Here is a 24,644-nt window from a genome sequence, read left to right on the forward strand (position 1 = left end):
CCCGCCGGACGTGATCCGCCGGCAGATCATGCGCGCCGTCACGGATTCCGAAAACGTTGTCCGGCACGACGAGCAGAACAAGCCGGGCGTCACGAACCTGCTGGAGATCCTCGCCGCCTGTACCGCGGGCGACCCGGTCGAACTGGCCGCGTCGTACACGTCGTACGGGACGCTGAAGCAGGACGTCGCGGACGCCGTACTGGCGGTCATCGAGCCGCTGCAGAAGGAGTACGCGCGGCTGGCGACGGACCCGGGCGCGATCGACCACCTGCTCGCGCAGGGGCGGGACCGGGCGCTCGAGGCGAGCACGCCGCGGCTCCAGGCTGCGGCCCGGGCGATGGGTTTGGCAGGATCTGCTCCATGAAGATCCGCCCAGGTATTCGTGTGGCTTCGTTCAACATCCGCAACTCCTCCGCGCCCGACGGCGAGAACGCCTGGCCGGTACGGCGGAAGGCGACGGTGGCGGCGATCGAACGGCTGGACGCGGACGTGGTCGGGCTCCAGGAGGTGCTGCCGGACCAGCTCGAGTACCTGCGCTGGCGGTTTCCGAAGTACCAGATCGTCGGCGCCGGACGGGACGACGGGATGAGTGCCGGCGAGCACTCCCCGGTCCTGGTCCGGCCCGGCGACTGGCGGATCGAGCGGCACGAGACCCGCTGGCTGTCCGACGATCCGGGCACGCCGGGATCGATCGGGTGGGACGCCGACCTGACCCGGATCGCGACCCTCGCCTGGCTGCGGCACCGCAACGGTACGACGGTCGGCGTCGTCAACACGCACTACGACCACGCGGGCGAGGTCGCGCAACTCCAGTCGTCGCGGCTGATCGCGCGCTGGATCAGCGGGACGCTGCCGTGGATCGTGATGGGCGACCTGAACGCGACCCCGGATTCCCCGCCACTGAAGGCGCTGCTCGCCTCCGGGCTGTCGCTCGCGGTCCCGCCCGAGGCCGGCGGCAGCTGGCACGACTTCACCGGCGCCGAGGACGGCGACCGCATCGACCACCTCCTCGTCACACCGACCTGGAAGGTAACCGACGCGGCGGTCTCGCACTTCCGCCCGGAAGGCCGACTCCCCAGCGACCACTGGCCGGTCGTCGCCACGCTGGAACTCGACCAGCCCTCCTCCGCCCCGCGCGTTTGAGGGGTTAACCCCTCCGCTTGCCCGTTCACCGCCGGCATCCGGACCCGGAACGGTCAGGCCGGCAGGTTCACCTCTGAAACGGTCCGCCGGCGAACAGGGCTGCCTGCGGGGGCGAGGGTGGTCGGGCGTGGCGGTCGTCAGATGACGATGTGCCAGCGGAGCAGGAAGGCGCCGATGGAGAGGATCACGTAGAGCAGGATCAGCGCGGTGCCGATGCCGGGGCGGGGGCGGTGGCGGCGGACCTGGGTGGTGAGGGAGCGGTCCCGGAGGGCCTCCATCACCGCGGCGACCTCGGCGGTGCGGTCGGCCGGGATGCCGTTGATCTCGTGCTCGTCGGGGCCGCGGGTGAGTACGACGCTGTCCTCGCCGATCTCGATCTTGCCGACGTCCTGCCAGGCCAGGCTGCGGATCAGCATGCTGGTGCGCGCCTTCAGGCCGGTCGGGAACAGCTCGACCCGGTACAGCACGACGCCGCCGGCGACCCGCACCACGGACGCGCCGATGATCGTCAGCAGCCCGACCGCGAGCATGTCGCGGGCGCCCATCCAGAGCCACGAGTTCAGCGCGGGCACGGCGACGAACGGCAGCACGAACAGCACCCAGGCCCACCACGGCGCCGGGTCCAGCGGAACCCGCCACGGCAGCGGCGGAACCTCCTGGGCCTGCTGTGGTTGCGCAGGCGCGGTGACCGGCTCGACCGAACCATTACCCATGGGCGGACTCATCCCTCGAACCTGGCAGGAAAACCTCGGCGCCCACCTTAACGCCACCTGAGGGACAGGTGTTATTCGGCGCCTTCCCCCGAGGGAGAGAAGGGAAGGAAAGAAGAGAGGGGGTCGGGCGAGGTGGTTATTCGGCAGCGAGATCGCGGGAGCGGTTGCGGGCCGCTTCGATCGCGGACAGGAAAGCCGCGCGGACCTTGTGGTCCTCGAGTTCCCGCACCGCGGCCGCCGTCGTACCACCGGGCGACGTGACGCGTTCCCGCAGTACGGTCGGGTGCTCGCCGGTCTCGCGAAGCAGCTTCGCGGATCCGGCCACCGTCTGCACGACCAACTCGGTCGCCGTACCGCGCGGCAGCCCCATGTGCACGCCGGCCTCGATCATCGCCTCGACAACGAAGAAGATGTACGCCGGACCCGAACCGGAGATCGCGGTCACCGCGTCCTGCTGCTTCTCCGGGACCCGCACCACCCGGCCGGTCGCGGCGAGCAGACCCTCGGCGAGCTCCAGGTGGCTCTCGTCGCAATGCGCACCGCGCGAGATCGCGGCCATCCCCTCGTCGACCAGAGCAGGCGTGTTCGGCATGACGCGAACCACCGCGACCCCCTCAGGCAGCCGCGACTCGACGAAGCCGGTGGTAATGCCGGCCGCGAGCGACACGATCGTCTGGGTCGGCTGCACCGCCGGGGCGATCTCCGCGAGCAGGTCCGGCATGTCCTGCGGCTTCACCACCAGGACCAGCGTGTCCGCCCGCTTCGCCGCTTCCAGGTTGGACACCACGTCGACGCCGTACCGCTCCCGCAGCTCGGCGGCACGCTCCGGCCGGCGCTCGGTGATCAGGAGGTCCTGCGGTCGCCGGCCGGCCCGAATCAGCCCGGACAGCAACGTCTCCCCCATCACGCCGGCCCCGAGGACGGCCACCTGTGCACTCATGTCCACAGGCTATCCGTCCGCGCGACCGGTTACTTCTTGCTGACCAGGGAGCGGGCGAAGAACTGCAGGTTCGCGGGACGCTCGGCGAGGCGGCGGACCAGGTAGCCGTACCAGTCCGCGCCGTACGGGATGTAGATGCGCACGGTGTGCCCGAGGCCGGCCAGCCGGAGCTGCTCCTCGGGGCGGATGCCGTACAGCATCTGGTACTCGAAGGTGCCCGGCTTGCGGCCGGCGCGGTCGGCGAGCGCGCCCGCGATCGAGATCAGCCGCGGGTCGTGCGAGGCGATCATCGGGTAGCCGTCGCCGTTCATCAGGACCTTCATCGCGCGCACGTAGGCCTTGTCGACCTGGCGCTTCTCCTGGTACGCGACCGATTCCGGCTCCTTGTACGCGCCCTTGCACAGCCGGACCCGGGAGCCCGAGTGCGCGAGGTCGCGGCAGTCGCCCTCGGTACGTCGCAGGTACGCCTGCAGCACCGCCCCGGTCTCGGGGAAGTCCTGGCGCAGCTCGCGGAGGATGCCGAGCGTCGAGTCGGTGGTGGTGTGGTCCTCCATGTCCAGGGTGACCGTCGTACCGGCGTTGCGGGCCGCGTGGCAGATGGTCCGGGCGTTCTCCAGCGCGATCTTCTCGCCGTCGCCGGGGAGCGCCTGGCCGACCGCGGAGAGCTTCACCGAGACCTCGGCGTTCGCGGTCAGGCCGGCGGCGGAGAGCTTCTTCAGCACGTCCAGGTACGCGTCGGCGGTGGCGGTCGCGGCGGCCAGGTCGGTGACGTCCTCGCCGAGGTGGTCGAGCGTCACGTTCAGCCCGTTGCTGACCAGCTTCTCGGTGGCGAGCACGGCCTCCGGAGCGGTCTCACCGGCGACGAACCGCGCGACGATGCCGCTGGACACCGGCAGCGACGACACGGCCTTCTTGATCTGGGGGCTGCGGGACATGCCCAGCAGGACTCGCCGAAGCACTACGTGTTCCTCCTCATCAACCCACCCATTTGCCAGTGGTGAATGCAGGTTACGCGCCTGAACCAGCCTTTGCGGAATCGCCTGCCGCCAGTGTGGCCGGGGCCACACCAGCACGGTCACTGGTTCGATGGTAGGGCGTGCCTCCAGCACCCCTGGCTGTTACAGAATGCGCTCATGCCCATCTTCAAGCGTCGCCGCCGGAACGCCGTGGAGGCCGACCCGATCGGCGCGTTCTGGTCCTGGTGGACGACGACCGGCGCCGGCCTGGTGGCGGACGCCGTCGCCCGCCGCGAACCGTCCGCGGCGAACACCGACCTGAGCGACCGGATCGGCCGGATCCACCCCGATCTGGAGTGGGAGCTGGGCCCCGGGCTACACGCCGAGCACGTGCTGATCGTGACCGCGGCCGGCAACCCCGAACACCGTGCGGTCGCCCGCCGCTGGTTGCGAGCCGCGCCGCCGTCGGACCAGGTCTGGGAGTACGCCGACCTGCGCCGCCCGGGGCCGGTGGCGACGATCCGGTTCGACGGGCTGCCACCGGTCGCGATCGAGGAGTCGGTGGTGTCGATCGAGCCGGACTCGGCGTCGGTACACGTCGGCGTCCATCACCCGGCGTTCGCGTCGCTGCCGGTGGACACGCAGCGGCGGGTGACGTTCCTGATCCTCGACCTGGTGCTCGGCGAGGAGATGGTGGAGACGTGGGTCGGCGCGATCGACCCGCTCACCGACGCCCCGGCGGACGCCGTACCGGTGGCGGAGCTGCTGCCGGCGGTGGCCGGGTTCGCGGCCGAGCACACGCTGGAGGACGGCAGCCCGGCGTGGAAGATGCTCGAAGGTACGCGGGACGGCCAGCGGGTGATCGCGACCGCCGAGTACCCGCTGCGCTCGATCCGGCGCCCGCACCTGGACACGCACGTGGCGGTGTCGATCCGGTACCCCGTCGTACGGGAGGACGGCCTGCCCGAGTCGGAGATGCTGGACGAGCTGCGCGCCTTCGAGGACCACCTCACCGACCGCCTCGGCGGCTCCGGCAACCTGCTCGCCCACGAGACCTCCGCCGGCGTCCGCATCCTGCACTACTACACCGACGGCACCACCCCGGCCGACGCCCAGCTCCAGGCCGCCACCACCGGCTGGCCGCACGGCAAGGTCACCGTCACCAGCACCCCCGACCCCGCCTGGCACTCCGTCGCCCACCTCGCCGGCTGAGGTACTGTCCTCCAGCTTGCTCTGTGGGGACGGTTGAAGGGGTGGTTCGTGAAGACGTTGCGGGAGTTCGTCTGGTTCGGGCTGGCGCTGGGGGTGCTGGGGATCGGGATGGGGATCTACTTCCTGATCGCGCCGGCGGACCCGAATGCCACGCCGACCTGCAACCATCGGCCGATGAGCCCGGGCGACCTGTGCATCGTGCAGCGCACCACCGGCACCGTCACGGAGTCGTACGACGACATGAAGAACAAGCCCGGCGGCCGCGGGCGGGCCGCCGTGCTGCTGCTCGTCGGCGTCGTGATCACCGGTGGCGCCTCGTACGGCTTGTACCGGACGCGTCCGTAATCTTCCTGGGGTGCAACCTGGGGGCCGGAGCTTTCCGTCTTGGGGTGGAGATGGAGAGTGGGAGGCTCGGATGGCGGAGCGGGACCGGGAGTTCGCCGAGTTCGTCGAGGACGCCTCGGCGGCGTTGCGGCGGACGGCGTTTCTGGTGGCGGGTGACCGGCACCGGGCCGACGACATCGTCCAGGACGCGTTGTACAAGCTCTACCTGGCGTGGCCGAAGGTACGGCGGGTAGGCAACCCGTTCGCGTACGCCCGTCGCGTGGTGGTGAACGCGGCGTACGACGGCGGGCGCCGGCCGTGGCGGCGGGAGGTCGCGATCGCCGAGCTACCGGACCGGGCCGAGCTGGACGACTTCACCGCCGGGCACGCCGACCGGGACGAGGTGCTGGTGGCCCTGCGCTCGCTGGGTCCGCGGCAACGCGCCTGCGTCGTCCTGCGGTACTACGAGGACCTGTCTGTCGAGCAGACCGCGGAAATCCTCGGCTGCTCCGAAGGCACCGTGAAAAGCCAGGCAGCCCGTGGCCTCGACACTCTCCGCCGAGCCATCGACCAGCGCAGAGCAAGCCAGCCGCTGTGAAGGAGAACGAGATGCACGAAGTACGTGACGTCACCGCGGAGCTGAACCGCCTCGCCGACGCCGAGGAGTTCGACCCACTGGACACCGCCCCGCTGCTGGACCGCGGTCACCGCGGCCGGCGGCGCCGGAAGATCTTCACCGTCGGTGGCACGGTCGCCGTCGTGGCGGTGGCCGCGATCACGGCCGGCGGCGTGCTCCCCAACCTCACCCAGGCCCGCGAGACACCTGCCGCCGGCGGCGCACAGCACGACGCGTACTTCGAGCCCGTGCCCGGCATTGCCCACGGCGAAGCCGCTGTCGGCGTACCGGTGTCCCAGGCCGAGGCGTACCGCCGCTGCAAGCTCCGGCTGCCCGACCTGAAGGGTCCGGTGGCGCAGGTGGTCGGCGGCCTGCGGGTCGGGGACCGGACGAACACCGATATCAGGATCGCCAAGCGGATCCAGCTGTGCACGGTCCCCGGCGGGGACCGGCCGACGGCGGCCCTGCTGGCGAAACTCCGCAAGGATCCGCTGCCGGCCGACCCGGCCACGCAACTGCTGAACTGCTCGGCCCAGAGCTGGGTGGACGTCACCAAGTGGCACATCGTCGCGTCCGCCCGCTCGAAGACCTGGCCGAGCATGCTGCTCACAGCGGTCTCGCCGACCGGCCGGCACGCGATCACCTGCGAGATCGAGAAGAACTCGCTGGACGGTGGCATGGTGATGCGGGGTACGGCGTTCCTCACCCTCGACTCGCTCGTCCAGGGCAAGGACCCGATCCTCACGCCGGCGAAAGGCTCGCGACGCGCGGACCTGTACACCGGCCGCGACCTGAGCGGCCAGAAGTGCGGCACCAAGATGTGCTACGAGGTCCGCGGCTGGGGCCGGGTTGCCGCCACGGCAACCAGAATCCATCTGCAGTTCAGCCCGACGGCCCAGACCGATATCCCGGTCACCGACGGCTGGTTCGCCTACATCTGGCGGTCCCAGCCGACCACAGCCAAGCTGTCCGACCTCAAGATCACCGCCTTGGACAAGAACGGCAAGGTCGTCCGCACCCTTCCCTAAGCAGTGCGGCGTTTGAGGGTGGCGGCGCCGAGGGCCAGGGCGGCCAGGATGAAGGCCAGGACGACGAGGGCATCGGCGCCGGTGGTCGTGGTGAAGCCGTTGCCCTTGGCAACTCCAAGGACGGCGTCCACGGCGTACGAGAGCGGGAGTACGTCGCTCAGGGCGTGCAGGACCGACGGCAGGTCGGACCGCGGGACGAACAGGCCGCAGAGCAGGATCTGCGGGATCATCAACGCCGGCATCATCTGGACGGCCTGGAACTCGGTGGCCGCGAACGCGCTGGACAGCAGGCCGAGCGCGGCACCGAGGACGCCGTCCAGGATCGCCACCACACCCAGTTGCCAGGCGGCACCCTGGATGTCCAACCCCAGCAGGTAAAGGGCGATCGAGACCAGCACGACCGCCTGGACGAGCGCGACCAGCGCGAACGCGAGCGCGTACCCGAGCAGGAAGTCCAGCTTCGCCATCGGCATCGTGAACAACCGGGACAGCGTCCCGCCGGAGCGTTCGCGCAGGGTCGTCACGGCGGTGACGACGAACATCACGACCGACGGGAAGATCGCCAGCAACGGCCCGCCGATCTGGTCGAAAACCACCGGGTTGTCGTGGAACATCCACCACATCAACGTGACGAACACGGTCGGCAGCGCGATCAGCAGCGCCACCGTCCGCGGGTCCCGGCGCAACTGGGTGATCACCCGGGCGGCAACGGCGAGGGTCACACGCGGAGTCATCGGGCCGCCTCCTTCTGTTCGATGAGGGTCAGGAACGCCTGCTCGATGTCCGACGTACCGGCCGTGGTCAGCAACGCGTCCGGGGTCTCGTCGGCGAGCAACTCACCCTCGCGCATCAGCAGCAGCCGATCGCAGCGCGACGCCTCGTCCATGACATGACTGGACACCAGCAGCGCCGCACCGTCGTCGGCCAGTCGGTGGAACAACGCCCAGAGATCCCGCCGCAGCACGGGATCCAGCCCGACCGTTGGTTCGTCCAACACCAGCAGCTCGGGACTGCCGAGCAGCGCGACGGCCAGCGACACCCGCGACCGCTGCCCGCCGGACAACCGATCGACGCGTACGCCGGCGTGCGACACGAGGTCGACGGTCTCGATCACCTGGTCCACGTCGGACGCCGGGACGCCGAGCACCGCGGCGAAGAAGCGCAGGTTCTCGGTGACGGTCAGATCGCCGTACACGCTGGGCTCCTGGGTCACGTACCCGACCCGGCCGCGCAGTTTCGGTGCACCGGCCGGCAGACCGAGCACCGACACCTCGCCGGTGACCTGTGCCTGGAGGCCGACGATCGCGCGGATCAGCGTCGTCTTCCCGCAACCGGACGGCCCGAGCAGACCCGTCACGGTCCCGGCCCGGAGGTCGAAGCTGATTCCGTGCAGGACCTCGTGCTCGCCGCGCACCACGACCACGTCGCGGCAGCTCACCGAGTTTTTCATCATATGATGAATTTAGCGCGCACCGGCCCGCGTGACAACAGTTCAGACGACGGCGTACCCGGTCGCCTCGCTGAGCGCGCCGAGCTCCGGTACGCCGTACCGCTCCCGAAGCTCCTCGAACCGGCGCACCTTGTCCGCGCCGAACCGCCCGACCTCGGCTGCATACGTATCCACCGAGAGGAACACCGGCGGCGTCCGCTTGCTGTGGAACTTGTCGGCGTACATCACCAGCTCCTCCTCCGGTGTCCGCGGCAGGTAGTCGCCGACCGGGATCGGCAACCCCTGCCGGAGGACGTCGTCCCGGCTGATCCCGACGCCGGTATGACACGAGCAGAACCGGCAGATCTCCAGCGGGAACCCGAGCGAGGCGAGCAGTTCGTGCCCGAGCACGCCATGGCGTACGTACGCCGACGACTCCAACCGGTACACGCCGATGTCGTGCAGCAGCGCGCCCGCCCGCACCAGATCGGTGTCGAGGTCCAGCCCGTCGAAGAACTGCGACGCCACCGAACTCACCAGCTGACAGTGCTCGTACACCACCTCGAACGCTTCCCGGCTCGGGGCGTACTCCCGGTGCAACGCACGAATCTCGGAGTCGCGAGGGATCTCCATCAGCCGGTCAGGTGCTGCTGCAGGACCGGCGCCAACCGGTCGATCAACGTGTCCAGGTCGATCGACGCGATCGGCTCCAGGCGGACGACGTACCGCAGGATCGCGGCGCCGACGAGCTGGCTGCCGACCAGGCCGACCCGCAGCGCCGCGTCCGGGACGTGCAGCGACTGCGAGACCGGCTGGATGATCATCTGCCCGATGCCCTCGCGCATCATCCGGGCCACCTCCTCGCTGCCCGCGATGCTCCCGAACAGCGCCTGCATCCGCTGCCGCCCGTCCGGCGTCTCCCACACCCCGAGGAACGCGGCCGCGATCCGCCGGCCCATCTGCTCCGGCGGCCCGTCGAGGATCCGGGCCGCGATCCGGCGCGGGTCGACCGGGATCGCCATCGCCTCGATGAACAGCCCGTCCTTGCTGTCGAAGTAGTGGTGCACGAGCGCCGCGTCCACCCCGGCCTGGCGGGCGACGGCACGCATCGAGGTGGCCGCGAAGCCCTTGTCCGCAAAGGATTCCCGGGCCGCCTCGAGGATCTCTCCCCGGGTGTCCGGTCCGCCCGGTCTCCGCCCCGGCGTACGGCGCGGAGCGGTCACGGCGTCAGCTCGGAGATCTCACCGTCCGGGGTGACCGCGAACGGCGTCCGCCGGGTCTTCACGAAGTGCCGGCGGGTGAACTCCAGCGACTCGACCAGGTCGACCTCGCGCTCGGAGCGGCTGGTCGCGCGCCGGGTGTTGATCTCGATGATGATGTGCCCGCCGAAGTCCTGCTTCGCCAGCTCGGTGAGCAGGTCGGCGGCGCGCTGCGTACCGCGGCCGGGCACCAGGTGCTCGTCCTTCGCGGAGCCGGTGCCGTCGGTGAGGTGCACGTGGGTGAGGCTCTTGCCCATCGTCGCGGCCAGCTCGACGCAGTCCTGCTCCGCGGTGGACGCGTGCGACAGGTCGAGCGTGGTGTGCGCGTAGGTCTGCTCGGTCGGGTCCCAGCTCGGCGCGTACGCCTGCAGGTCGCGGCCGGGCGCGCGCCACGGGTACATGTTCTCCACCGCGAGCGTCACACCGGTCTCGGCCTCCAGCCGCGCGATGCCCTCGACGAACCCGCGCGCGTAGTCCCGCTGCCAGCGGAACGGCGGGTGTACGACGACCACGTCCGCGCCGAGCTCCTTCGCTGCCTCGGCGCTGCGCTCGAGCTTGCTCCACGGGTCCGTACCCCAGACCCGCTGCATGATCAGCAGCGTCGGCGCGTGCAGCGCCAGCACCGGCAGCTGGTGGTAGTCGATCAGCCTCTTGATGGCGTCGATCTGGGTACTCAGCGGGTCGATCCCGATCATCACCTCGACCCCGTCGTACCCCAGCCGGGCGGCCAGCTCGAAACCGCTGGCCGTGGACTCGGGGTAGACCGACGCGGTGGACAGGCCGATCTTCGCGGTCGTGCGGGGGTTCATCGGGGTTGCAGCTGGTCGAGCCGGGACAGGATGACGCCCTCGCGCAGAGCCCACGGGCAGACCTCCAGCGCGGGCAGGTCGAAGAGGTCCATCACGGCGTCGGCGACCAGGGCGCCGGCGGTCAGCTGGGACGCGCGCCCGGCCGAGACGCCGGGCAGTGCGGCCCGCTCGGCGGCCGTCATCGTGGTCAGCTTCGGGATCCAGTCGTTGAGGTCGTCGCGGTTCAGCGTGCGCGGCACGTACGGCCCGTCCGCGGACGGAGCTGCCCCGGTGATCCGGGCCAGCGAACGGAACGTCTTGCTGGTGGCCACGGAGCGCTGCGGCCTCCCGGCCCGCAGTACCGGACCGGCGACCGCGGCCAGCTCCATCCGGATCCGGCGGCGCAGCGCGCGGACCTCGTCCTTGTCCGGCGGGTCCTGGGTCAGCCCCTCCCGGGTCAGCCGCCCCGCACCCAGCTGGACCGACTCGGCCACCGTCGGCTGCTCGTCCGATCCGGCCGCGATCTCCAGCGAGCCGCCACCGATGTCGAACACCGCCAGCCGGCCCGACGACCAGCCGAACCAGCGCCGTACGGCGAGGAACGTCAGCCGGGCCTCGTCGTCGCCGCTGAGCACCTGGAGGTCCACGCCGGTCTCCTTGCGGACCCTCTCCAGCACCTTCTCGCCGTTCGGCGCCTCGCGGAGCGCGGAGGTGGCGAACGCGAGCACCGACTCGCAGCCCTTGTCCTCGGCGAGCTCCACGGCCTCCTTGGTGAACGCGATCAGCCCGTCGGCACCGGACTCGTCGATCTTGCCGTCCTTGTCGAGGTGCTCGGCCAGCCGCAACTCGGTCTTGTGCGAGTACGCCGGCAGCGGCGCGGCACCACGATGCGCGTCCACTACGAGCAGATGGACGGTGTTTGATCCCACGTCGAGTACGCCGAGCCGCATACCCTCACGCTACTGGACAACCGGAGTACCAGGTCCTGCCCGGTTGCGCGTAGGCTTTCAAGGTGCCTGAGGTTTCTCTCGATTTCCCCCGCGCCTGGGTCGAGTTCATCGACCCCGACGACCACGACCAGGTCTTCCGTTGCGACGTGACCTGGCTGACGTCCAACTGGTCCTGCATCTTCGGCGGCGGCTGCCAGGGGATCTACAAGGGCCGTCCGAACGACGGCTGCTGCACACTCGGAGCGCACTTCTCCGACGCGGACGACGAGAAGCGGGTGAAGAAGTACGTCAAGGAGCTCGGCAAGGACGACTGGCAGTTCCGCAAGGAGGGCCGCACCAACGGCTGGGTCGAGACCGACGACGACGGCGACCGGAAGACCCGGGTCTGGGACGGTGCCTGCATCTTCCTGAACCGGCCGGGCTTCGCCGGCGGCGCCGGCTGCGCGCTGCACGGGCTGGCGCTGAAGCGCGGCGTGCACTTCGTCGAGACCAAGCCTGACGTGTGCTGGCAGCTCCCGATCCGGCGGACGTTCCGCGAGGTCGAGCGGCCGGACGGTACGACGTACACCGAGGTCGGCATCGGGGAGTACGACCGGCGCGGCTGGGGCCCCGGCGGGCACGACCTGGACTGGTACTGCACCGGGAACACCGAGGCGCACATCGCGGTCGAGCCGGTCTTCGAGTCCAGCAAGGTCGAGCTGCAGACGCTGATGGGCGAGAAGGCGTACGACGTCCTCGCCGACCTGTGCCGCCAGCACCTGGAGGCGGCCCGCCCGCTGCTGCCGCATCCCGCGTCCAAGTAGGGCGCGACACACCCTGCGCGACGGATTGTCGGTGCGGGGGGCAAGAATGGCTGGCATGCGTCTGGATCATCTGTCGTACGCGTGCGGGCCGGACGGTTGTGCGGCCACGATCGAGCGGCTCTCGGGGCTGCTCGGTGCCGAGTTCGTGGACGGCGGCGTGCACCCGCGGTTCGGCACCGTGAACCACATCCTCCCGCTGGAGAACGACCGGTACATCGAGGTCGTCGACGTGCTCGACCACCCGGCGTCGGACAAGGCGCCGTTCGGGCAGGCGGTGCGGGCCCGCAAGGAGCTCGGCGGCGGCTGGCTCGGCTGGGTCGTGGAGGTCACCGACATGGAGGCGATGGAGAAGCGGCTCGGCCGGCAGGCGGTGCCCGGCAACCGGCACCGGCCCGACGGGGTGAACCTGACCTGGCGGCAGATCGGCGTCAAGGGACTGATCGCGGACCCGCAGCTGCCGTTCTTCATCCACTGGGACGACCTCGGCGAGCACCCGTCGATCGGCGGCAAGGACGTGAAGCTCACCGGCCTGGAGATCGCCGGCGACCCGACCCGGGTCACCGACTGGATCGGCCACCCGGCCGACCACCTCCTGGACGACCTCGACGTCGGCTGGGTCGGCCCGAACGGGCAGCCCGGCCTGGTGGCCGCCGTCTTCCAGACCCCGAACGGGATCGTTCGCGTTTAGTGGATGCTCTCCAGCTCGGTCAGTGAGGTTTCGAGGTGGGCGAGCAGGCGTTGCAGGTGCGGGACGGTGCGGCGGCAGCCGATCAGGCCGAAGTGCAGTTGGTGGGCGTAGCTGGTGACGCTGATGTTCAGCGCCTGGCCGTTCATCACGATGCTGGCCGGGTAGAGGCCGAGCAGGCGGGAGCCGTTCCAGTAGAGCGGGCTCTCCGTCGGGCCGGGGACGTTCGAGATGACGAGGTTGTACGGCGGCGGCGTACGGCCGGCGACGCCCGGGAGGACCGCGCCGGGACCGGCGACCGCGAAGCCGAGGGCGCCGACGATCAGGTTCTGCAGCGGGGTGAGTTCGGAGAGCACGCTCTTCGCCTGCGCGGTGGACGCCATGATCCGGCGGATCCGTTTCTCCGGGTCGTGCTGATCGGTGGCGAGGTCGGCGATCAGCGTGCCGAGCGAGTTGCCGCCGCCGGGGCCGCTGTCCGCGGTCCGGATGTTCACCGGGACCATCGCGGTCAGAGCTTTGCCGGGGAGCGCGTTCAGGTCGAGCAGATAGTTGCGCAGGGCACCTGAACACATGGCGAGCAGTACGTCGTTCAGCGTCGCGCCGGTGATCGCCCGTACCTTCTCCAACCGCTCCAGCGGCCAAGACTCCGCCGCGAACCGCCGCGCTCCCGTGACCCCCTGGTTGAACACGGTCCGCGGCGCCTGAAACGGCATCGTCGAATACAACAAACTCCTCAACCCCGCCGGCGGCAACCCGGCCAAATCCGCCAACAACCGCCCCGCACCACCAACCGCATGCGCGGCGGAGCCGAAGGTTCGCCCGGGAACGCGCGCGACCGCAGCAAACAACTCCGCAGGAGTCGGCACCCCGCCGGCGGCGCGTCCGGCCCCAGGGAACGGGTTGGTGGGTGGTGGCGTCTGCCCGTCCGGTAGGGCGTAGGTGGCGGGCATGCTGGTTTTGGTGGGGTCGGTGGTGAGGGTCTGTTGCATCAGGCGGAGGGCGGTGACTCCGTCGAGCATCGCGTGGTGGATCTTGCTGTAGATCGCGAAGCGGCGGCCCTCGACGCCTTCGATCAGGTGCATCTCCCACAGCGGGCGGTGCCGGTCGAGGAGCGTCCCGTGCAGCCGGCTGGTGAGTTCGAACAGTTCGCGGTACCGCCCCGGCCGCGGCAGCGCCGACAACCGCACGTGGTACTCGAGATCGATCGCGTCGTCCTGCTCCCACGACCAGTACCCGAGGTCCACCGCCCGGTTCCGCACCCGCCGCGCGAACAGCGGGTTCACCTCCGGCGCGGCCACCAACTCGTGGTACAGCCGCGACACGAAGTCCCGCGAGCTCTCCGGGAACACGTGGTCCCGCCCGGCGCCTTCCGGCAGCTCGAACAGCATCAGCCCGCCGACATGCATCGGCTGCTCCCGCGACTCCCCACCGAGAAACATCGCATCCAGCGGCCCGACTGCGGTCATCGTCCCTCCTGGTTCGCGGCACGCCCATCGTCGTCGGCGGGCGGGAATGCGTCCACATCCCCACAACAGCCTTCACCAAGAATTGGTTACCGCGGCAGCTACTGACGTCACAACTATCGGACACCGGCCGTACGCCGTTCACCAAGCCGGACGGGCAGCACGAGCTGCTGCGGCGGGGCCGCGGGGCCGGTGATCCGCTCCAGGAGGAGCTCCGTCGCCCGCCTGCCGAGCTCCGCCGACGGCAGCACCGCCTCACCGGCAAGCGGCAGCGTCTCGTACGGCCCGGAGTCGTCCATACAGGCCAGCTGTACGTCGTCCGGAACCCGGAGCCCGAGCAGCCCGAGATCGTGCGCGACCATCGCGAGGACGTAGCCGTTGGCGCAGAGCAGGACGGTCGGCGGCTCCGGCGTACCGAGCAGCCCGGCCAGCAGCGCGAGCCGACCCTTCTCGTCCAGCGGTTCGTACGGGCGGAGCGCGGTCAGGTCAGGCCGGATCGGCAGACCGGCCGCGCGCAACGCCTGCAGGTGACCCGCCTGCCGATCGGTGACGCTGGTGCACTCGGTCTCACCCCACAGCGTCGCGATCCGCTCGTGCCCGGCCGCGATCAGCTGCGCGGTGAGCTGGAGCCCCAGGTCGGTGTTGTCCGCCACGACCGCGTCAGTCGGTACGTCGGGGCGGTAGCGGTCGATCATGACCAGCGGCACGCGGCGCCTGCGGACCTCGGCGAACACCTCCGGATGCGCGCGACCCTGCACGGGATACAGCAGGATGCCGTCCACGCCGTACTGGAGTGCCCGGCGCACGGCGCCTTCCTCGCGCTCTGTCGAGTCGGCCGAGTTCTGAAGGACCAACTGGTACCCGGCGCCGGCGCACACGTCTTCGGCCGCGGCCAGGATGTTCGTCAGATGGGCGCCACGCAGACCGTGCAGCCCGTTCACGATGCAGGCGATCGCACCCGACCGCGCCGCCCGCCGCCGTACCGGAGCGACGAACGTCCCGACCCCCCGGCGCCGCACCAGAACCCCCTCCGCGACCAGGTCGTTCAGCGCCCGAACGGCGGTGATCGAGCTGACGCCGAACCGCTCGCACACCTCGCGCTGCGTCACGAACGGCTCCGCCGGATCGAACCGCCCGGCGTCGATCTCGTCCCGCAGCGCCTGCTTGATCTGCTGATACAGCGGGGCCATTCCCTCATCCCCCGATCGGGCTTAACATACTAATCCAAATTAATATAGCAAATTGGTGAGGTGAACCCGATGCACCACGACCGCCCCCGTCGTCGCACGAGGTACCTGCTGTGCGCCGCCCTCCTACTCACTGTTGCCCCAGGCAATCAAATGCCCGCGATCGCCGCGCCGGAGAAGGCGACGGCCGCCGGCGCCACGCTCCCGTTCGTCACGCTCGAGGCCGAGAGCGGCACGCTCGGCGGCGGCGCAAGAGTCCGCAGGATCACTCCCGGTACGACGGTGCCCACCACCGCGACGCTGGAACTCGAGGCCTCCGGCTACGCACTCACCGAGCTGAGGAACACCGGCGACTCCGTGACGCTGCGCAACACCACCGGCAAGCCGGCGAACACCCTGGTGGTCCGTGCCTCGCTGCCCGACACCGCGACCGGCGGCGGCATCACCGCGCCGATCGCGCTGTACGTGAACGGCACGTTCCGGCAGAACATCACGCTCAGCTCCACCCAGGCCTGGTACTACCAGAACTCGACAACCACCCCCGACGACCCGCGGGGCGGCGGCCGCGCCTTCCACTTCTACAACGAGTTCCCGGTGTGGGTCAGCGGTGCCGCCATCGCCCCGGGCAGCACGATCACGTTCCGCAAGGACGCGTCCAGTACCTCGCCGGTGTACGACCTGGACTCGGTCGACCTGGAGAACGCGCCGGCCGCGCTGACCCAACCGGCCAACTCGCTGTCGGTGATCTCGTACGGCGCCGACCCCACCACGACCACCGACTCGACCGTCGCGATCCAGAACGCCGTGAAGGACGCGAAAACGCAGGGCAAGTCGGTATGGATCCCGCCCGGCAAGTACCTGACGAACAGCCTGGCGCCGATCCCGCTCGACTTCACCGGCGTCAAGGTGCAGGGCGCCGGTATGTGGCACACGACGCTCTACCGCCGCGTGCCGCTGTCACCTCCGCCGAGCGGCTGGCGATCGCAGATCCTGGTGGGCTCAGGCACCACGGTCTCCGATCTGCAGGTCGACACCAACGCGATCTACCGCGGTATCGGCGGAGCCGGCGGTGACGACTACGGCTTCAACGCGAGCGGCGCCGGCGGCTGGCTGATCGACCACGTGTGGACCCGGCACACCGATGCCAACTGGCTGTCCGGTACGAACGGCGTGCTGCAGAACAGCCGTACCGCGGACAGCTACGGCGACGGCTTCAACGCCAACAACGGCAACACCCCGAACCCGGACAAGCTCGGCCACAACCTCACGATCCGGAACAGCTTCGCCCGTGGCACCGGCGACGACGCGTTCGCGACGTACTCCGATGCCGGGGCGAGCGGCACCAACGGGCAGATGGCCGGTACGAAGATCCTGAACAACACCGCGGTGGCGCCGTACTGGGCGAACGGCATCCGGATCGCCGGCGGCAAGGACGTCGAGGTCCGCGACAACCTGGTGAACACGGTGTCGTCGAACAACGCGATGGACATCAGCATCTTCGGCGACACCGGCCACCCGCTGGAGTCGGCGACCGTGAGCGGCAACACGCTGATCGGCGGTGGCGGCTGGAACGGCGTCCGGACCGGTGTGCACATCGGTTCGCCGTCGCCGACGTCGCTGTTCCCAACCGCGTACACGAACGTCACGATGACCGGCAACCTCGTCAAGGGGTCGCTGCGATCGGGCGTGCTCGTCGATCGCCAGTTCGTGAACGCGACGCTGATCGGCACCACGATCGACGGCCCGGCGAACCAGGGCATCCTGATCAACTCCGGCGTCACCGGTACCGGGACCTTCACCCGCACCACGGTGCGGAACCTCCGCCCGGGTCAGGTCGCGTTCCAGAACGACTCGCCGACCACCTTCAAGACCACCACCAACTGACCGGCCGGGGCTCAGGGTGGTTGCCCTGAGCCCCTGGAAGGTCAGTCCAGTGGGCGGTAGTTCAGGCCGAGGTTCTCGATGCGCGTGAGGTGTGGGCGGAGCCGGGTGAGGAACTCGTCGTACGGCGTCTTCGGCGAGCCCCACGCGCGTTCGGCGAACGCGGACAGGCGCGGCAGCAGCATGTACCCGACCTGCTCCGGGCCCTCCATGTACTCGGTCCAGATCTGGCACTGCGTCCCGACGATCAGCGCCTGCTGCTGCGGCGACAGCCCGGCCGGGATCACCTCGAAGTCGTACACCTTCCGCAGCGGGATGTGGCCGCCGATCGCCAGCGGCTCGGTCGCCGGATCGCCCTGGTAGTAGTCGAAGTACACCGACTCGCACGGCGCCATCACGACCTCGTGACCCGCCTTCGCCGCCACCTCGCCGCGCTCGGCGCTGCGCCAGGCCATGATGACCGCGTCCTTCGGGCAGTCGGTCTCGACCATCTCGTCCCAGCCGACCAGCCGCCGCCCCTGCTCGGCCAGCACCTCCGCGACCTGCGCCGTGAACCAGCCCTGCAGCTGTCCCGGCTCGTCGAGCCCGAGCTCGGCCTGCCGCTTCTGCGCGGCCTCCGACGAGGCCCACTGCACGGACGGGCACTCGTCGCCGCCGAGGTGCACGTACGGCGACGGGAAGATCTCCAGCACCTCCCGCAGCACGGTCTTCACGAACTCGACGGTCGCGTCGTTGACGTTCAGCACGTCCTCGCTGATGCCCCAGTACGGCCGCACGCTCAGCTGCTGGTCCGGATGGTTCCCAAGCTCCGGGTACGCCGTGATCGCCGCCTGCATGTGCCCCGGCAGGTCGATCTCCGGCACGACGGTGATGCCCCGCTCGGCGGCGTACGCGACGATCTCGCGGAGGTCGTCCTTGGTGTAGAACCCGCCGTGCCGGACGCCGTCGTACTCGAACTCGGTCTGGCCGTGGGACATCTTGCCGACCATCGTGTGCTCCCGCCACGCGCCGACCTCGGTCAGCTTCGGGTACGCCTCGATCTCGACCCGCCAGCCCTGGTCGTCGGTGAGGTGGAAGTGCAGCACGTTCAGCCGGTGCAGCGCGAGCACGTCGATGACGTTGAGGACGAACTCCTTCGGCAGGAAGTGCCGGGCGACGTCCAGCATCATCCCGCGCCACGCGAACCGCGGCGCGTCCGCGACATGCGCCAGCGGTACGGCGACCTTCCCGTCCGCGGCGGGTTCAGCCGCCTCGACGAGTTGCGCGTACGTCGTCTCCGCGTGCCGCAGCGCGTCCTCGGAGCCGGCCGCCAGGCGTGCTCCGTCGGTGCTGATGTCGATCCGGTACTCGGCCGCGTCGAGGTTCTCGACCACGTCCCGGACGGCGCCGGCGATCGGGTCGGCGGTCAGCCACCGGCCCTCGTCGACGGTGAGCTCACGCGGTGCGGGAACGATCGCGATATCGGGCATCCGGACTCCAGGGGCTGAAACAGTCGAATGGTCGTCGAATTACGTCGGGACGATCCTATATTCAGCTTCCCTGTCAGGTTCATGAGAGGGTTTGCCCGTGACAAGCGAGCGGCAGCGGACGACTCTCCGGGTCCTGGTGGCCAGCAACGCGCTCGGCGGCGTCGCGACGGCCAGCGGTTTCGCGGTCGCCGCCCTGCTCGCCGAGAACGTCTCCGGCTCCACCTCCCTGGCAGGCCTGGTCGCAACCTCCACCACGCTGGGTGCCGCCATCCTGGCCGTACCCCTTGCGAGCCTGGCCAGGTCCTACGGTCGCAGGGTCTCGCTGTCCCTCGGCTATCTGATCGCCTTCGTCGGCGCCGCACTGACCATCGTCGCCGCACAACTGGGCTCTCTCGCCCTGCTCCTGGCGGCAGGCTGCCTGTTCGGCAGCGGCTCAGCCTCGAACCTCCAGTCCCGGTACGCCGCCACCGACGCTGCTGAGCCCAGCAAGATCGCCCGCTCGCTGGGCCTGGTCGTCTGGGCCACCACGATCGGCGTGATCGTCGGCCCGAACCTCACCGGCGTCGGCGGGTCCATCGGTACGTCGCTGGGCCTGCTGGCGCTGGCGGGTCCGTACGTGTTCTCCGTGGTCGCCTTTGGACTCAGTGCGGTCACCGTCTGGCTGGGTATGCGCAGCCAGGTACGCCCTGAGAAGGTAGAGCGCCAGCCGCTGGCCGACACGTTCCGCCAGGTCATACGCATCCCGCACGCGCGGCTTGGCCTGCTGGCGATCGCCACTGCGCACGCGGTGATGGTGGGCGTCATGTCGATGACGTCCGTACACCTGCGGCACCACGGTGCTTCGCTGACCATCGTCGGCTTCGTCATCAGCGGCCATGTGGCCGGTATGTACGCCCTGTCCCCGCTGACCGGCTGGCTGGCGGACCGGCTCGGCCGCATCCCCACGATCGGCATCGGCCTGGGCATCCTCGCTGTGGCGATGACCCTGGCCGCGGTGGCGCCCGACGACGCGCATGTGCTCACCGGGCTCGCCCTGTTCACGCTGGGCCTCGGCTGGTCCGCCTGTCTGGTCGCCGGGTCGACGTTGCTGTCCCGGTCGGTCCCGGACGGCATCCGTACGTCGGCGCAGGGCCTGTCCGACCTGACAATGGGCATCCTGGCTTCCCTTTCGGGCACAGCTGCCGGCCCGGTGCTCGCGCACCTCGGCTTCCACTGGCTGGCCGTCTTCTGCGGCATCCTGCTCGTCCCGGCGGCACTGCTGGCCGCCACCACCAGACAGGCACTGGCTAGGGTCTAGCGGTGTGAGCATCGCCGAAGGCGGGATCCCGAGCCCGAACATCTGGCAGCACCCGAAGGTGTACGAGATCGAGAACCGGGCGGTCGACCCGAACGGTGTGGTCGAGCCGGCGATGCGGGCGATCCGGGACTGGACCGCCGCGACCGTGCTCGACATCGGCTGCGGCACCGGGTTCTACCTGCCGAGGTTCGCGCGGACGGCCGCCCGGGTGATCGGCGTCGAGCCGCACGGCGGCCTCGCGGAGGCGGCCCGGCGGCGTACCCGGTCGTTGCCGAACGTCGAGGTACGGCAGGGATCGGCGCAGCGGCTGCCGGTACCGGACGCGTCGGTGGACGTGATGCACGCGCGCTGGGCGTATTTCTTCGGGCCGGGGTGCGAGCCCGGGCTGGCCGAGCTGGACCGGGTGATGCGCCGCGGCGGGACCGCGTTCGTGATCGACAACGACGGCAGCCGGTCGACGTTCGGGCAGTGGTTCAGTACGTCGTACCCGATGATCAAGGCACCGGTGGTGGAGCGGTTCTGGGCCGACCACGGCTGGCAGCGGACGCGGCTGGACATGGGCTGGCGGTTCGAGAGCCGGGCCGACCTGGAGGCGGTGGTGAAGATCGAGTTCACGCCGAAGGACGCCAGCCGGATCCTCGCCTCGCACACCGGCGTCGAGGTCGACTACGCGATCAACCTCTGGAGCCGTGGTTACTGAAACGACACCCTGTGGTCTGCGGACGGGCCCTCGGTCCCCATAGGGTTGACGAACCGATTCGACGGGGCAGTCGTGGGAGGCGCCGGGCACAGATGGACGGACTGCTGCTCGAACGCGTTCCGGGGCTGCCCGAGCGACTCCGCATCGACGTAGGTGAGCAGCGTGCGGTGGTGGTGCCCCATGCGGCCGACCGTCGCAGGCTGGCCGACCTCCTGACCGGGCTGGACGATCCACCACCGGACGCGATCGTCCTGGCCGGCGGAGCTGTCCGGCTGGTACCGGCCGAGGGCGGACTGCTCCCCCACCTCACTGTGCTCGGCAATGTGGTGCACGGCCACCTCACAGCGAACTCGATCACCAAACAGGCAGCCCGCGAGCAGAGCCGGGTGCAGGCCGTCGGCTGCGGACTCGAGGACGTACTGGACCGCTACCCGCACGAGATCACCCCAGGGCGTCGCCGTCTGACCGGTGTGGCCCGGGCACTCGGCGCTTACCCGCGGGTGATCGTGCTGGAGGACGCGAACGGCCTACCCACCTGGGGCTCACTCCTGTCGATCAAGCCCAACCCTGACCTCGCCTCGGTTGCCCTGCTGCTCATCACGACCAGCGCGACCCGTACTACTGGATTCGACGATGCCGAGTAGCCGCAGAGCCTTCCTCGGAGCCGCAGCAACGCTCTTGCTGGCAGGGTGTTCGAGTGACGTACTAGGGCTGCGCCGTGCGGTGCGTGTGGCCGTCAGTTGGAGCGGCGAGGAGCTACGCGCGTTCCACAAGGTCCTGGGCGGCCTGGGCGAGCTGAGCTATCCGGTAGAGGTCGTACCGCTCGGCGACGACATCTCGACGGCTTTCGACTCCCCCGCCGCCCGCAGGCCGGACGTGGTCATGCTGCCGCAGCCAGGTCTCGTACGGGACCACTGGCGCGAGCTGGCGCCGATGCCCGACGACCTGGCTCCACTGGGTCAGGCAAGGCTCTGGCGGAGCCTCCTGGTGCGGCAGGGGACGACGTACGGCGTTCCGTTCAAGACGGCGCACAAGTCGGCGGTCTGGTACCGCCCGTCGGTATTCCGGCAGGTCGGCGTACAGCCGCCGCAGTCTTGGTCGGACTGGTTGGCGCTGAACCGGACACTGACACAGGCAGGCGTCACACCGTTGGCCCTGGGCGCAGGAGACGGCTGGGTGCTCACCGACTTCCTGGAGAACATCCTGCTGGGCATAGCGCCCTCGGTGTACGTCGGGCTTGCTACTGCGGCACACCCGCATCCGTCGCAGCAGCCGCAGTTCGCCGCCGCCCTACGGTTGCTGGGCACCATGTGGTCGGCGCCGGGCGCGCTGGCGGGCGGTGTGAAGGAGTCGCTGGTCCAGCAGTTCCCGGACGCGCTGGTGGAGGTGTTCGGGCATCGCAGGGCGGCGATGGTACTGGCGTCCGACTTCGCGGAGCCGGTGGTTCGCTCGTTCGCCGCGGATCCGGGCGACATCGGGCTGTTCACGTTCCCGCCGATGTCCGCCGGGGCTCCGGCGCCGGTGGTCGTCGGTGGTGACGTGATGGTGCTGACGGCACCGATCTCGGACAATTCCCGCGACCTGGTCCGACGGCTGGCCACACCGGCTGCCGTGGATCCGTGGATCCACGAGGGCGGCTTCCTGGTCGACGGACGCACCTCCGGGTACTCCCCCGAGCTGACCCGGCTCGCGGAGCAGCTGACGATGCCGGGCGAGCAGTTGCAGTTCGACCTGTCCGATCTGCTCGGTCCGCTCGGCGGTATCAACGGCCTCTGGCGGGTGCTGACCGACTTCCTGATCGCGGTGGGCGGCCGGGGCGCGGACTCGGTACCGGACGCGGTCGACGCGGCGATGAGCGCGATGCGGAAGGTGGAGACGAGCTGATGGGTCTGCAGACGAACGGCCTGTCGCTCGAGGTCGCCGGCCGGGAGATCACCGGCCGTCCGGTGCAGGGCAAACCGCGGCGGCCGGCCGGGCCGTACCTGCTCGGGCTGCCGGCGCTGCTGCTCAGCTGCGTGCTGCTGGTGCCGATCGGCGTGACCGTGGTGAAGGCGTTCGTCACGAACCGGCACTTCGGGTTCGGGAACTTCGCGGTGATCGGCGACCCGACCGCGTTGCATGCCGTCGGCAACAGTCTGCTGTGGGTGCTGATCGCTTTCGGTACGGTCGCTGTCGGGTTCTCCCTTGCTCTGTTGAGTTATCGGCTCCCAGCCGTCACGACGCTCCTGCAGCCCGCGCTGGTGATTCCGTTCGCGGTCTCGGTACTGGTGTCAGGTGCGACCTTCCGGATGATCTTCGACCCGACACCCGAGCGCGGGACGATCACGGCACTCTCGACACACCTGTTCGGCTCCAGCCTGGTGTGGCTGGGCCCTGGGCTGTTCTGGATCGTACTGATGTCCGCGTTCGGCTGGACCTGGCTCGGGTACGTCGTATCGCTCTTCCGCGCCGGTCTGGACGCCATACCGGACGACGTGTCCCGGACGCTCGCGGCCGAGGGCGTACATGGCTGGAAACGCCTGCGGGCGTTGGAGATCCCGCTGCTCCGCCCGATCACCGGTGTGGTCACGCTGACGCTGGTCATCGCGGCCGTACGCGTCTTCGACCTCGTGCTGATCGTCGTACCAGGATCCATGCAGCAGTCCGCTGACGTACTGGGGCTCAACTGGTGGCGGGCGTCCACGTCCAAGGTGGACTCCGGTCGTACGGCGGCGTTGGGGGTCGTGCTGTTCGCGATCGTCGCGGCTGTCGGGCTGATCGGTGTACGCGGGCTGAGACGGCGACGCTGGGCGATGCCGGTTGCCGTCGTACCGCAGGAGCCCACGCTGAGGAGACCACAGCCACGGCGGATGGTACGGCGGCTCGGCTGGTTCATCGGGTCCGCTGTGGCGCTGGTGTGGGTGTTGCCGGCGGTAGTACTCGTCGCTACTGCTCTGCACTCGCCACGGGAGGCAGGGCTGCGCGGTTGGTGGTCGCCGTCGGGCCTTGGGGTCTCGTCGTTCGCGGCTGCGGCCAACGTCGGGCTGTTCCGGGCGTTGCTGTCCACGCTGGTCATTGCTACGGCGGCGACCGCCGTACTGCTGGTGATTGCGGTGCCTACGGCGTACCTGGTCGCGTGGGGTGGTCTGCCGCAACGCCTGGGACGAGTTGCGATGGCCGTGTTCGTCGTACTCGCTGTCACGCCTGTGCAGATGTACGCCGCTCCGCTGCGGGACGCGATCGACGCAGCCGGGCTGGCCGGGTCGCGGGTCGCACTGGCACTCGTACACGCCGCGGCGGGCCTGCCGTTCGCCGTACTGCTGCTGCGATCCGCCTTCGCGTCGGCACCGCCTGCTGTGGTGTCGGAGGCGTTGCAGGGTCCGGTGCGGCAGAGCGCAGTACTGGCGACTGTGCAGCGGACGTTCAGGCCCGCGCTGATTGCTGTTGCGGTGTTGGAGTTCGCCCTGGTGTGGAACGACTTCATCGTCGGGTTCTTGATCAGCGGGCCTGGCACGACACCGCTCTCGTTGGTGTTGTGGGGTGAGGCACGGCAATTCTCCACGTCGAGCGGACCGGTCGCTGCAGCGGCTGTTGTCGCATCCGTCGTACCTGTTGTGCTGTTGCTGTCGTTCTGGCGCACTGTGGTGCGTGGGCTGACCACGGGGAGCCGGCCGTGAGCGAGGAGGAGCAGGAAGAGCCGTCGCGGACCCAAGTGGTGCTGCTGACCGTCGGCGCGGTCGCATCCCCGTTGCTCACCGACTTGACGTCGCAGCTCCTCGGTCAGAGCTTCAGCCAAGGCGGCGTCGTGCCGTGGGTCGGCGG

25 protein-coding genes and 1 pseudogene are annotated in these 24,644 nt (G+C 69.8%); 14 read left to right on the forward strand and 12 right to left on the reverse strand.

Features of this window, described 5'->3' with window-relative positions:
- A pseudogene (locus VFF46_RS35920) lies at positions 1 to 364 on the forward strand (tryptophan--tRNA ligase); the annotation flags it as partial.
- A complete protein-coding gene (locus VFF46_RS35925) occupies positions 361 to 1,143 on the forward strand; it encodes an endonuclease/exonuclease/phosphatase family protein (RefSeq protein ID WP_325041714.1) in 783 nt (260 codons plus the stop codon). The pseudogene VFF46_RS35920 and the gene VFF46_RS35925, both read left to right, overlap by 4 nt.
- 137 nt (positions 1,144 to 1,280) lie before the next feature.
- On the opposite strand, the gene VFF46_RS35930 is transcribed toward VFF46_RS35925, so the two are convergent.
- The 3 genes from VFF46_RS35930 to VFF46_RS35940 form a co-directional block, all read right to left on the reverse strand.
- Entirely contained in the window at positions 1,281 to 1,868 is a 588-nt protein-coding gene (locus VFF46_RS35930; RefSeq protein ID WP_325041715.1) for a hypothetical protein, read from the reverse strand.
- A gap of 124 nt (positions 1,869 to 1,992) precedes the next feature.
- On the reverse strand, positions 1,993 to 2,796 hold the full coding sequence (gene proC, locus VFF46_RS35935) for a pyrroline-5-carboxylate reductase (protein WP_325041716.1): 804 nt from the start codon (positions 2,794 to 2,796) through the stop codon (positions 1,993 to 1,995).
- A gap of 29 nt (positions 2,797 to 2,825) precedes the next feature.
- Complete coding sequence (locus tag VFF46_RS35940) at positions 2,826 to 3,755, reverse strand: proline dehydrogenase family protein (protein WP_325041717.1); 930 nt, start codon at positions 3,753 to 3,755, stop codon at positions 2,826 to 2,828.
- A gap of 174 nt (positions 3,756 to 3,929) precedes the next feature.
- Here VFF46_RS35940 and VFF46_RS35945 point away from each other — a divergent pair, with 174 nt between their 5' ends.
- The 4 genes from VFF46_RS35945 to VFF46_RS35960 all read left to right on the forward strand — a co-directional run bounded on the left by VFF46_RS35945 (position 3,930) and on the right by VFF46_RS35960 (position 6,932).
- Positions 3,930 to 4,964 (forward strand): DUF695 domain-containing protein, encoded by a 1,035-nt coding sequence (locus VFF46_RS35945; RefSeq protein ID WP_325041718.1) that lies wholly within the window; start codon positions 3,930 to 3,932, stop codon positions 4,962 to 4,964.
- A gap of 48 nt (positions 4,965 to 5,012) precedes the next feature.
- Positions 5,013 to 5,309 (forward strand): hypothetical protein, encoded by a 297-nt coding sequence (locus VFF46_RS35950; protein ID WP_325041720.1) that lies wholly within the window; start codon positions 5,013 to 5,015, stop codon positions 5,307 to 5,309.
- 70 nt (positions 5,310 to 5,379) lie between these two features.
- Positions 5,380 to 5,886 carry a SigE family RNA polymerase sigma factor gene (locus VFF46_RS35955; RefSeq protein ID WP_325041721.1) on the forward strand — a complete coding sequence of 169 codons (507 nt, stop codon included), beginning with the start codon at positions 5,380 to 5,382 and terminating at the stop codon, positions 5,884 to 5,886.
- Positions 5,887 to 5,897: 11 nt separating this feature from the next.
- The gene (locus VFF46_RS35960) at positions 5,898 to 6,932 is read left to right on the forward strand and encodes a hypothetical protein (protein ID WP_325041722.1); all 1,035 of its coding nucleotides are present in this window, start codon (positions 5,898 to 5,900) and stop codon (positions 6,930 to 6,932) included.
- Here VFF46_RS35960 and VFF46_RS35965 read toward each other — a convergent pair.
- The 6 genes from VFF46_RS35965 to VFF46_RS35990 are packed head-to-tail and all read right to left on the reverse strand — an operon-like array spanning position 6,929 to position 11,358.
- Positions 6,929 to 7,666 carry an ABC transporter permease gene (locus tag VFF46_RS35965; protein WP_325041723.1) on the reverse strand — a complete coding sequence of 246 codons (738 nt, stop codon included), beginning with the start codon at positions 7,664 to 7,666 and terminating at the stop codon, positions 6,929 to 6,931. The genes VFF46_RS35960 and VFF46_RS35965 overlap by 4 nt on opposite strands.
- A complete protein-coding gene (locus VFF46_RS35970; protein ID WP_325041724.1) occupies positions 7,663 to 8,385 on the reverse strand; it encodes an ABC transporter ATP-binding protein in 723 nt (240 codons plus the stop codon). Before VFF46_RS35970 ends, VFF46_RS35965 begins: the two co-directional genes overlap by 4 nt.
- A 39-nt stretch (positions 8,386 to 8,424) precedes the next feature.
- Positions 8,425 to 8,994 carry an HDIG domain-containing metalloprotein gene (locus tag VFF46_RS35975; RefSeq protein WP_325041725.1) on the reverse strand — a complete coding sequence of 190 codons (570 nt, stop codon included), beginning with the start codon at positions 8,992 to 8,994 and terminating at the stop codon, positions 8,425 to 8,427.
- Positions 8,994 to 9,584 (reverse strand): TetR family transcriptional regulator, encoded by a 591-nt coding sequence (locus VFF46_RS35980; RefSeq protein WP_325041726.1) that lies wholly within the window; start codon positions 9,582 to 9,584, stop codon positions 8,994 to 8,996. Before VFF46_RS35980 ends, VFF46_RS35975 begins: the two co-directional genes overlap by 1 nt.
- Entirely contained in the window at positions 9,581 to 10,429 is an 849-nt protein-coding gene (locus VFF46_RS35985; protein ID WP_325041727.1) for a sugar phosphate isomerase/epimerase family protein, read from the reverse strand. Before VFF46_RS35985 ends, VFF46_RS35980 begins: the two co-directional genes overlap by 4 nt.
- Complete coding sequence (locus tag VFF46_RS35990) at positions 10,426 to 11,358, reverse strand: Ppx/GppA phosphatase family protein (protein WP_325041728.1); 933 nt, start codon at positions 11,356 to 11,358, stop codon at positions 10,426 to 10,428. Before VFF46_RS35990 ends, VFF46_RS35985 begins: the two co-directional genes overlap by 4 nt.
- 62 nt (positions 11,359 to 11,420) lie before the next feature.
- Between VFF46_RS35990 and VFF46_RS35995 the strand changes: the two genes are divergently transcribed.
- Positions 11,421 to 12,161 carry a hypothetical protein gene (locus tag VFF46_RS35995; RefSeq protein ID WP_325041729.1) on the forward strand — a complete coding sequence of 247 codons (741 nt, stop codon included), beginning with the start codon at positions 11,421 to 11,423 and terminating at the stop codon, positions 12,159 to 12,161.
- A gap of 55 nt (positions 12,162 to 12,216) precedes the next feature.
- Positions 12,217 to 12,849 (forward strand): VOC family protein, encoded by a 633-nt coding sequence (locus tag VFF46_RS36000; protein WP_325041730.1) that lies wholly within the window; start codon positions 12,217 to 12,219, stop codon positions 12,847 to 12,849.
- Here the strand turns inward: VFF46_RS36000 and VFF46_RS36005 are convergent.
- The gene (locus VFF46_RS36005; RefSeq protein ID WP_325041731.1) at positions 12,846 to 14,312 is read right to left on the reverse strand and encodes a wax ester/triacylglycerol synthase family O-acyltransferase; all 1,467 of its coding nucleotides are present in this window, start codon (positions 14,310 to 14,312) and stop codon (positions 12,846 to 12,848) included. The genes VFF46_RS36000 and VFF46_RS36005 overlap by 4 nt on opposite strands.
- A gap of 113 nt (positions 14,313 to 14,425) precedes the next feature.
- Positions 14,426 to 15,499 carry a LacI family DNA-binding transcriptional regulator gene (locus tag VFF46_RS36010; RefSeq protein ID WP_325041732.1) on the reverse strand — a complete coding sequence of 358 codons (1,074 nt, stop codon included), beginning with the start codon at positions 15,497 to 15,499 and terminating at the stop codon, positions 14,426 to 14,428.
- Positions 15,500 to 15,649: 150 nt separating this feature from the next.
- Here VFF46_RS36010 and VFF46_RS36015 point away from each other — a divergent pair, with 150 nt between their 5' ends.
- Positions 15,650 to 17,380, forward strand: a complete 1,731-nt coding sequence (locus VFF46_RS36015) for a glycosyl hydrolase family 28-related protein (RefSeq protein ID WP_325041733.1) — start codon at positions 15,650 to 15,652, stop codon at positions 17,378 to 17,380.
- Positions 17,381 to 17,421: 41 nt separating this feature from the next.
- Here the strand turns inward: VFF46_RS36015 and VFF46_RS36020 are convergent, their stop codons facing one another.
- Positions 17,422 to 18,846, reverse strand: coding sequence for a beta-N-acetylhexosaminidase (locus VFF46_RS36020; RefSeq protein ID WP_325041734.1), 1,425 nt, complete (start codon positions 18,844 to 18,846; stop codon positions 17,422 to 17,424).
- Positions 18,847 to 18,943: 97 nt separating this feature from the next.
- Here VFF46_RS36020 and VFF46_RS36025 point away from each other — a divergent pair, with 97 nt between their 5' ends.
- The 5 genes from VFF46_RS36025 (at position 18,944) to VFF46_RS36045 (ending at position 24,499) form a co-directional block, all read left to right on the forward strand.
- Complete coding sequence (locus VFF46_RS36025; protein ID WP_325041735.1) at positions 18,944 to 20,143, forward strand: MFS transporter; 1,200 nt, start codon at positions 18,944 to 18,946, stop codon at positions 20,141 to 20,143.
- A gap of 4 nt (positions 20,144 to 20,147) precedes the next feature.
- Entirely contained in the window at positions 20,148 to 20,843 is a 696-nt protein-coding gene (locus VFF46_RS36030; protein ID WP_325041736.1) for a class I SAM-dependent methyltransferase, read from the forward strand.
- 92 nt (positions 20,844 to 20,935) lie between these two features.
- Positions 20,936 to 21,487, forward strand: a complete 552-nt coding sequence (locus VFF46_RS36035) for a hypothetical protein (protein WP_325041737.1) — start codon at positions 20,936 to 20,938, stop codon at positions 21,485 to 21,487.
- 85 nt (positions 21,488 to 21,572) lie between these two features.
- Entirely contained in the window at positions 21,573 to 22,727 is a 1,155-nt protein-coding gene (locus tag VFF46_RS36040) for an ABC transporter substrate-binding protein (RefSeq protein ID WP_325041738.1), read from the forward strand.
- Positions 22,727 to 24,499 (forward strand): ABC transporter permease subunit, encoded by a 1,773-nt coding sequence (locus VFF46_RS36045; protein ID WP_325041739.1) that lies wholly within the window; start codon positions 22,727 to 22,729, stop codon positions 24,497 to 24,499. Before VFF46_RS36040 ends, VFF46_RS36045 begins: the two co-directional genes overlap by 1 nt.
- Positions 24,500 to 24,644 lie beyond the last annotated feature (145 nt).

Source organism: Kribbella sp., from assembly GCF_035655035.1.
Lineage (GTDB): Bacteria > Actinomycetota > Actinomycetes > Propionibacteriales > Kribbellaceae > Kribbella.